The sequence below is a fragment of the Peribacillus frigoritolerans genome, assembly GCF_040250305.1.
In the GTDB taxonomy this organism is placed as follows: Bacteria; Bacillota; Bacilli; order Bacillales; family DSM-1321; genus Peribacillus.
This window is the reverse complement of the sequence record NZ_CP158190.1, coordinates 2,571,889-2,584,005: the sequence shown is the minus strand read 5'-3', so window position 1 is coordinate 2,584,005 and position 12,117 is coordinate 2,571,889. Positions and strand designations below refer to the sequence as shown.

General features: G+C 38.2%; 8 protein-coding genes. 1 reads left to right on the top strand and 7 read right to left on the bottom strand.

Translation table 11 applies throughout. The features are described 5' to 3' along the window. Positions 1 to 86: 86 nt before the first annotated feature. From ABOA58_RS12700 to ABOA58_RS12685, 4 genes are all read right to left on the bottom strand, one after another. Positions 87 to 1,358, bottom strand: coding sequence for an MFS transporter (locus ABOA58_RS12700; RefSeq protein WP_350302581.1), 1,272 nt, complete (start codon positions 1,356 to 1,358; stop codon positions 87 to 89). A 228-nt stretch (positions 1,359 to 1,586) separates the two neighbouring features. After that, the gene (locus ABOA58_RS12695) at positions 1,587 to 2,762 is read right to left on the bottom strand and encodes an acyl-CoA dehydrogenase family protein (RefSeq protein WP_350302580.1); all 1,176 of its coding nucleotides are present in this window, start codon (positions 2,760 to 2,762) and stop codon (positions 1,587 to 1,589) included. 515 nt (positions 2,763 to 3,277) lie between these two features. Next, positions 3,278 to 4,465 (bottom strand): CaiB/BaiF CoA transferase family protein, encoded by a 1,188-nt coding sequence (locus ABOA58_RS12690; protein WP_350302579.1) that lies wholly within the window; start codon positions 4,463 to 4,465, stop codon positions 3,278 to 3,280. Positions 4,466 to 4,489: 24 nt separating this feature from the next. Further along, positions 4,490 to 6,289: an acyl-CoA dehydrogenase family protein gene (locus ABOA58_RS12685; protein ID WP_350302578.1), complete on the bottom strand. Its 1,800-nt coding sequence runs from the start codon at positions 6,287 to 6,289 to the stop codon at positions 4,490 to 4,492. Positions 6,290 to 6,746: 457 nt separating this feature from the next. On the opposite strand from ABOA58_RS12685, the gene ABOA58_RS12680 reads away from it, so the two are divergent. Continuing rightward, a complete protein-coding gene (locus ABOA58_RS12680) occupies positions 6,747 to 7,478 on the top strand; it encodes an IclR family transcriptional regulator (RefSeq protein ID WP_350302577.1) in 732 nt (243 codons plus the stop codon). A 97-nt stretch (positions 7,479 to 7,575) separates the two neighbouring features. Here the strand turns inward: ABOA58_RS12680 and ABOA58_RS12675 are convergent, their stop codons facing one another. The 3 genes from ABOA58_RS12675 to ABOA58_RS12665 form a co-directional block, all read right to left on the bottom strand. Beyond that, positions 7,576 to 9,177, bottom strand: a complete 1,602-nt coding sequence (locus ABOA58_RS12675; RefSeq protein ID WP_350302576.1) for a phosphodiester glycosidase family protein — start codon at positions 9,175 to 9,177, stop codon at positions 7,576 to 7,578. A 708-nt stretch (positions 9,178 to 9,885) separates the two neighbouring features. Then, positions 9,886 to 10,848 (bottom strand): peptidoglycan-binding protein, encoded by a 963-nt coding sequence (locus ABOA58_RS12670; RefSeq protein ID WP_350302575.1) that lies wholly within the window; start codon positions 10,846 to 10,848, stop codon positions 9,886 to 9,888. A 158-nt stretch (positions 10,849 to 11,006) separates the two neighbouring features. Then, complete coding sequence (locus ABOA58_RS12665) at positions 11,007 to 11,216, bottom strand: hypothetical protein (RefSeq protein ID WP_350302574.1); 210 nt, start codon at positions 11,214 to 11,216, stop codon at positions 11,007 to 11,009. Positions 11,217 to 12,117 lie beyond the last annotated feature (901 nt).

Genomic DNA, 12,117 nt, shown 5'->3' with positions numbered 1-12,117 from the left:
ATCACCTATTTGATAATTTTTTATGCTAAATTGAATGGCATTTCATAGTGGACTTTAATATTTATTTCAGCTGACTTCGCCACAAATTAATTAACATTTTCAGGTAGTTCATTTTGCTGGGCATCAATATTCCCTTTCAAAGAGGTAGGTTTAACAAAAATGGCAAATAGTATTGCAAATGCAAAGACTAGAACAGCCATGAACCAAATAGATAAATTATAGCCTACAATTTTGTCGCCTCCTGCTAAACTGATGATGTATCCCGTTATAAGTGGCGCTATAATGCCAGCTATATTCCCCGATGATGTTAATATGCTCGTCATCAAACCGCCGCGTTCAGGGAGCTCATTTATCATTATCGTGGGTCCAATCGGAATAATTGCATACGTGAGACCTTTTGCAAAACACATTGCCAGGACTACCCAAATTGGATTTTGAAAAAACGTGTTGGATGCCATAAATAATGCACCTATCATCATCGCTCCAGCGACGACAAAGACTCGTGAAACACGCCAATTTTGATTATTTTTGAATAAATGATCGGATAGCACCGACACACCCATATAAATAGCGATAGATGCTACACCAATGATAGCCACACTATATCCCATTTGAGCTGATGTCATGTTCACCGCCTCTACCAAATAAATTGGTAGCCAAACCGAAAACCAAACGACAAGAAGATAGGTTGAACAATATGCTAGGGTTGTAAATAATGCAGAACGCGAGGCGAGGAGAACGAGAAAATCTTTCAAGTTTAATTTCTCTAGTTTTTCTTTCTTTTTCTTATTTTCTTCTACATATACTTCATTTGGATTTTCCTTAGTGAATTGGAATAGGAAGAACCATACAAGACTTGCTGCACCAAGGCAGGCGAAAGCTATCTTCCATCCCATAGTCGTAATTAAGAAGACAAGGAGCGGCGCCACAATCATGGCACCCACAGTGCCTCCGGACACCACGACGGAAGTGGCGAATGCCTTCTGTTTCGGCGGAAACCACTTATTTACATGACTATAAGCAACTGGACTAAACGGCCCCTCAAATGCCCCTAATAAAATTCTATAGAGAATCAAAAGAGGCAAAGCCGTAATGGCCAAAACACCAAATTGCAAAACAGTCCACATTATCATTAAAAATCCAAGCACTTTTTTTGCTCCGGCTCGATCAGCCCATGCTGCTCCAACAACTCCAGTCACTGGATAGAGCCAATAATAACTGCTTCCTACTAGCCCCCAATCGGCATAGGAGAGATTAAATTCCTTCATGATCGGTACAGCGGCAAGTCCAACGATTGATTTATCGGCAAAATTTATTATCATTCCGAGAAATAACAGAAGAAGAACAATCCAGCGCATATATATTCCCCTTTTCTATTTATATTTTTCATATTAATTTCTCTCTTAAATGTATCTTAAAATACCATTTATTTTTTTGAATTTTCACTTAATTATAAACAGGGGAAGTTCCTCTCTTCCTCCTTCAGTTTTCTAAAGGGCTGATTTTAATACTTAAAGGTCATGATTGGCTCTTGTATTTTCAAACTCACAGCTATTTCTCCAGAACTTTTTCTTCTATACGTTTTCTTAAACAAATTGCCCCAATTTGGCATGACCTTTCAGCAGGCTTCTGGAAATGATCATTCGCTGAATTTCATCTGTTCCATCATAGATTCTCCAAAGTCTGGCTTCGCGGTACCAACGTTCAATCGGCAGTTCCCTCGTATAACCCATTCCTCCATGAATTTGCATAACACGATCCACTACCCTGTTCCCGATGTTTGCTCCATACAATTTAGCCATGGAAGCTAAATAGCGGTTATCTTCCCCTTGGTCAAGGGTAAAAGCAGCATTCAACACTAGCCATTTCGCCGCTTCTATTTCAACCGCTGAATCGGCGATTTGCCACTGAATGGCTTGTCTATCCGCGAGTGGTCGACCAAATGTTTCCCGCTCCTTTGCATACTCAATCGCCATTTGCAACAATCGCTCACCCATTCCGACAGCGCGTGCGCCCACAAGCCATCTCTGAAAACCAATCCATTCCAGGCCAAGATTATAGCCGCCGTTAATCTCGCCTAAAATGTTTTCTTCTGGTACACGTACATTGTCAAATACTAAAGCGGCCGGACCCCATTCTCCCATCGTATGAATATACTCTGATTTCCATCCCATTTCCCTATCAACGATAAAGCAAGTGACACCATCTCTGCCGGTAGATTCGTGTTTTTCCTGATCGGTAATCGCAATGACCATAACGAAGTCGGCGTCATTGCCTCCGGTAATAAATGTTTTTTCACCGTTTAATACCCATTCATCTCCCTCTTTGACAGCTATCATTTTTATGTTTCTAGTATCCGAACCGGCATTTGGTTCCGTTATAGCAAAACATGATTTCTTATCACCATTAATGGTTGGAATTAAATATTTTTTCTTTTGTTCTTCATTCCCGTAATACAGAATGTTATCGGCATAGCCACCAAACTTAAACGGCACAAATGTTTTGGCTACTTCAATTGTTACGATAGCCATCATCACTTGCCCAATATCGGCTCCGCCATACTCTTCCGGTGTATTGATTCCCCAAAATCCAAATTCCTTTGCCTTTAACTGCAGCTCCATCAATTTTTCTGGAGAAATGCCCGGTTTGCTTTCCCTCTCATTTTTTAATACATCATTTTCAAGAGGGATTAATTCATTCTCCACGAATTTCCGAATGGTTTGTTGGATCATTTTTTGTTCATCTGTTAAGCGTAAATACATATAATCACTCCTTTTTTAATGGAAAAGTTTATTAAGTTTGCTTGCTCATCTTTTACCCTATTTGATAATGTCATCGAATTCTTGACTTGACCCGGCTTCGAAATCGTTTTCTATTGTTTCTTGTTGAGTAGTATCATTTTCTTAATCACAAATAGAAACTATATTTTTTTTAGATAAACCATGTAGAAATACCTACTTCTAAGACATAGTTATACTTATATTTGCTTGGCCTAATCTGATTGACTGTCATTATATAATGATAACGCTTACAATCCTGATTAGGATGTCTCCGTCTAAATCTGCAACAAGATATTTTCCCCCTACATAGCTTTATCAGGAATATGTGTAGGTACACTTGACCACGTATAGCCTATCATGGAGAAATTTAATTATTGTAAGTAACTCATTAATGTTAAGAGTTTTGTTAAGATAAACTACTGCTAAAGGAAATAATAGTGGCATTACTATTCAATAATACATTGATTCCCTCTAGAACTTGACCCCGAAACTTCTTTCTAAATAACCTTATCTTCCATGAACGATTCAATTTCTTGTTTATCGTACCCTAATTCCAACAATACTTCTACGGTATGTTCCCCATGTAAAGGAGGATGCCTCTCGATTGTGACTGGTGTATCCGAGAGCTTTATAGGTGATCCCAAAAGTTTAACAATTCCAACTGTGGGATGTTCAACTTCCTGAATCATTTGCCTTTCAAGTACTTGTTCATCTGTAAAAACTTTATCTAAAGTATTGATGGGACCACAAGGAATATTGTTTTCTTGAAAGATTGTTAGCCATTCATCTGCTGTTTTTGTAAATATCACTTCTTGTAATATAGGAATTAATTCTTCCCTATATATGATTCTTGCATTAGCTGTCGCAAAACGTTCATCCTTGGGTAATTCATCTGCATTTATTAATGTACAAAAACGCTGGAATTGCCTGTCGTTGCCTACTGCTATGATTATCTCCTTATCTTTTGTTTTGAAATTCTGATAGGGTACTAGGGTTGGATGCTGATTTCCATACCGCTTAGGCAGATTTCCTGTGTTTAAGAAACCTGTTCCTATATTTAGCAAAGAAGCAACCATTGAGTCCATAAGAGAGATGTCACAATGCTGACCACGACCGGTATGGTTCCTTGCCTCCAAAGCAGCTAATATGCTAATGGTTGCATATAGACCTGCATATAAATCGGCCATGGCAATCCCGGCTTTTACAGGTTCACCATTGGATGTGCCATTCACACTCATAAAACCGCTCATTGCCTGAGCAAGAAAGTCATATCCAGGTAATTGTTTATACGGTCCAGTATGACCAAACCCTGTAATGGAGCAGTGAATTATTTTAGGTTTTAACGCTTTCAAGTCTCCATATCCCAGTCCTAACCGCTCCATCGTTCCTGTCTTAAAATTTTCTACGATAACATCAGATTCCTGGATGAGTTTTTTTATGATTTGGATTCCTTCTTTCGTCTTTAAATTCACCGTTATGGCACGTTTATTTCGATTAACTGCCATATAATACAAACTAATATCTTCAATGTCCGGAGGAAACCATGTTCGTGTTTCATCCAAGAAATCCGGCCCTTCCACTTTAATAATATCTGCACCCAAATCTCCTAAAATACTTGTGCAGACAGGACCAGCAACCACTCGGCTTAGATCAAGAACCTTTATCCGGCTTAATGCCCTAGTCATTGTTCTCACCTCCATCCTTTACGTTTAGATTTTCACGGCCTGTTGCACGTTTTCCAGCAAACCTTCTACCGCCCCTTTTGATACTTTGTTAAAGTCAACAATAGCATCAAACCATTGTAATAATGATGAATCAAAATAAGTAAGTTCATCCAAGCCACTTGAAAGCAAATAACGATGGATATACTGCAAAGTCATGTATAATTTTCGATAGTTTTCTTGTGCTGTAATTTGTACTTCTGCTTCATTTAGCAAAAGACTTGCAGTGAATATATGATACATCCGGTTCATTAATTGTTTTGCAGGCAATTCCCTTTCTGGTCCATTCAGACTCATTATCCTGTTTGATTGTGATTCGACTTTTTTGGATATTTGCAGAAGGATTTTCCCAATCCGTTTAGTTAAAGAATTCGTAATAGCATCCAACCGATTGTATAAGTCGTTAAAAAAGATTTTTCCTGCTTCGTCTTTCACTAACGCTCTTACAACGTCTAAGGCAACGATATTCGTGGTACCTTCCCAAATGGAACCCACGTGAGCATCCCGTACAAGTTTTGAATCTATCCAATCCTCGATATATCCATTTCCTCCCCTGGATTCCATTCCTTCAGAGGTAGAATTCCTAGCACGTTTACAAATGTACCCTTTTAACAATGGCGTCAAAATTCGTAATAGCCTTTCAGCTTCCACGTTCCCTTGTTCGGATTTATCATAAACGGAAGCTGTGTAAAATGTGATTGACGCAGCTGCTTCGCAATCTAGTAATAGTTCAAAAAGTGTTTCTTTCATAAGGGGCTTTTCAGACAAGGAGCTGCCAAATGCGACACGTCCGCGAGCTGAAACGAGTGCTTCTAAAAAGCTTCTTCGCATCATCGCGCTGGAACGTACGGCGTTCGATAACCGTGAAGAATTTACCATCGACATCATTTGTTTAAACCCTTTAGTTAAATCTCCTACGACATAAGCAACGGCTCCTTCAAATGTCACCTCACCAGAAGCCATATCGCGGGTCCCTAATTTATCTTTTAGGCGATTAACTTTGTATTTATTAAGAGTTCCATCTGGCAGTCTTCTTGGCATTAAAAACATTCCAAGACCTTTAGTACCCTCGGGGGCCCCTTCAGGTCGAGCCAAAACTAATGCTACATCTGCTGAAACGTTGGAACAAAACCATTTATCACCCCAAATCTCCCAATGATCATCCACTTTCTTTGCTGTTACCGTATTAGCACCTACGTCAGACCCGCCTTGTTTTTCGGTCATAAATTGGGCACCTGTCCAAAAAGTATTTATATCAGTACTCGTCATACGAGACAAATAGGTTTCTTTTAAACCTTGATCACCAAATTTTCTTAAGACCCTTGCAGCAGAGTCAGTCATGCTCATCGGGCAAGCTAAACCAAACTCAGATTGGACGAACAAATACCAAAATCCGTACTTTAACACGTGCGGTAGTTTAGTAGGAAACCCCAGTACGGGTTTATGTGACATAGCGACCAGAGCGAACTTTCCATATCCTAATGATTCCATCTCCTTATAGGACGGATGATATTCAACTTTGTCCACTCGTTCCCCTTTTGCATCGTAATTTATTAACTCGGGAGTATGCTTATCCGCCATGCGGGATAATTCATCAAGCCTTGTTCCGGCTATTTCCCCCAACTCCTTTAGGATAGGAAGGGCACGTTCATAAATTTCAGTGGAAAGATAATGTTTAAGTATAAAAGTCAAATTTTGATCCTCATCAAAAAAGTTTAATCCTTTCGTGTCTGGCATCGCACCAGGATAGGCTTTTCTAGGATGAGAATTCATTAATTTCACGGACATATTATTCCTCCTTGTTTGATGTTCCATTTTAATTCTCTTATCCCCACTTTTATTTTTTATACTTTTCTCCGAGTCAGGATCTGTACAAGTGATTCGTTTTTCAGGTTATTATTTCACTTCCTTTCAACATTTCACGAAATTATTATTCATAATACAGGAATCATAATTCCTATATCATGAATATAAAGTTAATTTTCAGAAAAGTCAATTTATTAAACAGGAGCTCATCATGCAGAAAAATTGAGTTTTTCTTCACCAAATTTTATATAAATATAATTTCTAAAAAAGAAGGGATGACCCAAAAAGTTCACTTTTCGTGAACTTTTTGAATCACCCCGTTCAAATTTTAGTAATGATAAAGAAAACTATTCTAGGTACTGATTGGCCCCTTATCTTACTATGATATAATATTTTAAATAATTAAATTAATTTGGAATTTTATTTGGAGGATATATTCATGAACACAAAGATTTCGTCTACGGTGCAGCGTGCAATCAAAATCATCAATTATTTGAATGAAACAACCGGTCCACAAGGAATTAAAAATATTAGCGAAAACCTTAATATTTCTCCCCCTATCACTCATCGTCTGCTTACTACTTTGAAAATGGACGGTTTGGTATTCCAGGATGTAGATTCTAAAAAATATTCACTTGGTACGGTGTTTATCGATTATGCAAATAAAATTATAACCGATGTACCTTTTGTCTCGATAATCGATCCACAACTAATTAAATTAAGAGACGAAACACAGGAAACTGTAGGGTTTTATATGTTAACAAACATGGTTAGGATGTGTGTAATTGAACATGTAAGTAATCAGGAAATAAGCAGAAGAGCAGGTGTTGGCAATAGGATTCCGCTACAACTTGGCTCAAGCGGACGGGTAATATTGGCATTTCTTAGCGAAGGGTTACAGGCACAAGTATTAAACCTCCTTCCAGAGGAAGAAAGAAAAATGTTACAACAACAATTAGAAATTATAGTAAATACCCGTTACTCCATTAATGAGGAGGAAATCACGAAAAATGTAGCTGCATTATCAGCACCAGTATTCGGTGCTAAAGGAAAAGTCATTGGAGCTATCTCCATTTCCGGGCCTGTCTTTCGCTGGAATAAGGAATCGATGGAACAACATATCCCTTTATTGTTAAAAACTGCTGAAAGTATTTCAAAATCCTTTTATTAAATTATTTCAAAATATCACAACAAAAAAATCTCTTCAGAAACCTATCTGAAGAGATTTTAAGTTTATTTGATAAATGAAGTCGTTAATCTCTGCCCATCTATTCTACTAACATTATACCGTCGGCAATCGGGCGTTCACCTGCTGCATCAGAGGGTCTTGTGACTCGGTCATCCCCAACTGTCATGGTCGTCGATCCGCCGCCGTCAAGATTGATGGCATCGACGGCCCCTAATGACTTCATCACTTTCGCACTTTCTTCAAAATTAGCTCCCACGCTCCATCCGGGTGCGCGTCCATCAATGGTGACGAATAATAGATTGCCATTCTCTTTGATTCCTGCAAGCGTTCTAGGATTGCGACGTTCCCCAAAACGATAATAAAACCCTGGATCTTCTTCCCAGTGAAAGCCTTCCTCTACGGCATTAATGGAAATTTCTCCGTTTTCCAATAATCGAGGACCTCCATTAATCATACTTGTGGTTTGGTCTAATATCAATTGCTTTCCATCACCGATGATTTTACTTTTCACTTGAATCTTCATTCCTTGTCGGGCATGGTCACGAAGCCACTCTGCCGCCTCCCCCGTTCCCGCAAGAACAGAACCACCGCTTGGAATGTCTCCCCCACGCTTGTTACGAATTTCCCCCACTACCCCGGCATGATTTACTACCACTTCCATACCTTCGCCCGATTCTGTCTTATCTCCAAATACGGACGTATATTGGATAAGTTCACTTTCATCCTTACAAGTAAAATCATGTTTTGCCCGTTCTGTGGTCGTATCTCCTCCAACACCGCCACAATTGCGGATTAATCCTGGCTTTCGATTTAATCCATCCACTTCCCTGACCGCACCATCAGATGAAGTAGCCTGAATTGACGTGGACACAGATGCAATGTTTGCCTTCTCTTCAACAGAAGATAAAATCAGAGCTGAACGTCCATTTATAGCTTCACTGACAAGTTGACCTTTGCTGGCGAATATACCGGCAAGATCTCCTGGTGTTCCATCCTTCTCTCCTACAACAAAGTATCCGGCATTAACTCCTGCAATGGCATCATTTCTACCAGCGATTTGGGTCAATGTTTCTTTTCCTGCCACTGCATCATTTGCTAACTCAGGCATCACATGCCCATGAAATCGATCCTGATCCACTTCAAGGACGTTCACTACCCATGGTCCTGTTGTTTTCTCTCCGTCTTCACCCGTATACACAGTCCGCAGTCCCGAATATCCCTTATCCGATAACTTGTTTCTCATTTCGGCTGCATCCGCTTCCAGCTGATATTGACCGATGCGAACAATGTACCCAAGCGGTCCCTTTTTCCGGTCATCCACGGCCCGATCCGGTTCTTTTATGATACGAGCATTTTTGAAACCGTCTCTCTTTAAATTTTCCAACAATTTCTTTGCCTGCTTTTGTGTTGCTACAAATGCCACATCCACTGTGTAAAAGTCTTTAGAAGATGTTTCACCACGATTGATTTTGGTATACTTCACTCCTGGTGCTAGATTCATGGAAGTTCTTTTCTCCTGCAAATTTGGCGTACCAAGCGGAAGCAAATGATTTTTCATTTGTAACTGTGAAACATTCAATTCTGCTTGAACTGGAGTTTCAGGAATTGCACTTAGAAACATCACAGATGCCAGACTAATAAAGACTATAGGCAAAATTGGCTTTTTCCGTATTTTTTTCATTTTTTTCCTCCAATAAAGTTATGTCCTCCTTTAACTATATTGTCTAAATATGATGGGAAATTAAAAAAACTATTATTTTTCAGTCAATTTTAAGTGAACAAAAATGTGGATAAATACTCGATAAATATTACAATTCATTTAGTGAATGGACAATTTTTGAAATTTTCTATTTGTACACAGTTAATCAACCTTTGCTTTAACAAAGCCTTAATCTTGCTTTACTGCCTAATCAGTGAATATTATAAGATATATCGTGTGGGATTATCACCTAGGAGGTGAAATTTATGGAGACAGTAAAAAAGAACTTGTTGTTAATACCAACCATTTTGTCGGTTATCAATGCTATCTGCCTTGCTTCATTCCTCATTGGACTTAGTGTTATAAACCACCCAATTTCGAGCATTTTAACTGATCTTGGCTTGTTATGCCCATTGATCGCAACTTTATCATTCTTCTATTTAGTAATTAAAGTCAAAAATCATTCCGCATTAAAGTACTTTCATTTCGTAAATGCGGTTACATTTCTTGTCCCCATATGTATTCTTACGTTTCTTATACTTCGATTCTTAAACGATTGAGATATTTACTTTTAAAATAACTGCTATTATAAAATATTTTTTCATTCATCCAAAAAAAGCCCTCATTTTTAAGGGCTTTTTTGCTAACCTGATTGCTTTTAAGCATTATAGTTCTATTCAAATTCAAATATCATCCAAATAGTTTTGCAAAGGTATTTTCACCGGCGATGCCGTCTGCAGATAATCCATTGGCCCTTTGAAATGCCTTCACAGCTATTTCCGTTCCGCTTCCAAAGATACCATCCATGCCATGTGGATTATGTCCTTCCAAATAAAGTGCAGCTTGAAGGATATAGGTGATATTCCCTTCCGCCCCTTCCCTAACATTAGGTGAAGCCGCTTTTGTTTGGGGTCCCCATATTCCATCAACATTAATCTTTGCACCATATTGTTTATTCAATTCGGTTTGAAAACCCTTGATCAGCGCTTTTTTAGTATTGGGACCATAATATCCATCAACATCTATTTTCGCATTATATCTGCTATTTAATGTCCTTTGAATGGACTTGATAGTTTGGTTGCCGCTGTCCTTTGCTGGTGTATCTTTTACAATGACTTCGGATTCGACTTGTGTAGCTGGTGGGGTTGTTCCTTTAACTTTTGATATCAGTACAGGCTTTGCTCCCGCTTTTAACTGAGAATAAGTCAGTCCGGCCGTCATATCCAAGTGCGGATAGTCTTTAAAGCTTGACCAATCTCCTCCCCATGCAAAGCCCAAGGATTTACCAATAGCCGCTACCCGTTTCCATTTTGCATCAACCGTCCATATTGCATTCTTTCCATCATCACTGACTATGAAATAATCAATGGCTAGTCCATAGTTATGGTAAGATTGACCTGGCATCGCGTTGGTCACTCTCGGTTTTGATAGATTACTATAGTTTTTACCATCGTAGATATATCCTAGGCGACCTTGACCATATAGCTTTGCTTGCTCTTCCATAGACCGATAACCTGCGCTGATTTGCACGAAAATGCCTTCTTGATATGCCCGTTTAACCATTTCCAATGCTGATTCTTTTACGACTGGATGAATTCCGCTGCCCATATTCTTTTCTGAACGATCCAATAAAGTTTCTAATTTAACCGTCAATTCAATCACCTCCTAATATGTTATGGTGCTAATTAGGAAATGCTTGTACACCTACCTTGACGTTACAAAAAAAACGCCCTTTTATGAGGACCTAGTATAGGTTCATCGTTCTTAAATAAAAAAAGCACAACCCTAAATGGGGCTGTGCTTTTCAACTATTATAAAGGCATATTTTGATCTTCTTTTTCTTTACCAATTACCCTTATCAACTCATCCAGCTTTTCATTTCTTTCTTGATCTAATCTTGTCTTTGCATTGATGAATTTAATTATCTTAATTATGAAATAAACACTTAATACAATAAGTCCCAAATAAAATAAAATCGGTATGATTGCAAAAAGCCCTATTAAACTGCTGGCTTGGTCCATAAATAATCCCTCCCAAATGTAAAATATAGTATTATTATACAGGAAAAACAAAGAAGGCGTTCGATATTGATTTATTATTTAAATAATTATTTTGCGCAAAAAACTGAAGCTAGCCGCATTTTAATGATCTCCAATTAGTAATCAGAAAATTTCTTAAAGATAGGGTGAATCCATATTGAAGGATTTGAATCAGAAAAAGGGAGAAGTTTAAATTACCCATTATAAAAACCCCCATCTTATCTATTCAAATATAGACATAAATTAGGGTAATGTATTTTTTGTCGCGTTTCTATCATGATTATAAAATAGATAAATTGAATTAAAGAACTTCACATAATCAGTCAATACTTCTCAAAACCCCACTTATCTCGGCTCTCTACAAAATGTTTTCTAAAAAGAATTTACACTCTAGAACAGTGGATTGAATCACATCACGGGCCATATATTTCGATCTAATTAAAAAACCCCTCATGGATCCCCTATACATAATCCCTTTTAAAAAAATTAGCCTTTCCAAAGGCTAATTATCAAGGAACGTTGTCGGCCTTTTCCGTATATAAGAAGTTCGTGCATACGTTAGTCTAAGAGTTTCCAAAAGTCTTGAAACTCCACGAAGTGTATCAATCTCCCCCCTTCAAGTTCATTTTAAAGCGAGTGCCTTTGTAAATCATAGTTTGATGATTATTCATTTTTATTAATAGATCTTAAATGATGGTTTGAGGAGAAAATGTGATTCCTCGTACTCACTGACCAGCAAATCTAAGACTATGAAAACCGATCATTACTTACCATGGTAAAAGGTTGACAGAACTTTTAAGGTAAATAGATACTGTGACAATTTTCAGTTCAAGTAAATCATGGTGAAGTTAAACATAAGTTCCACCGATTTGGTACTAAAGTG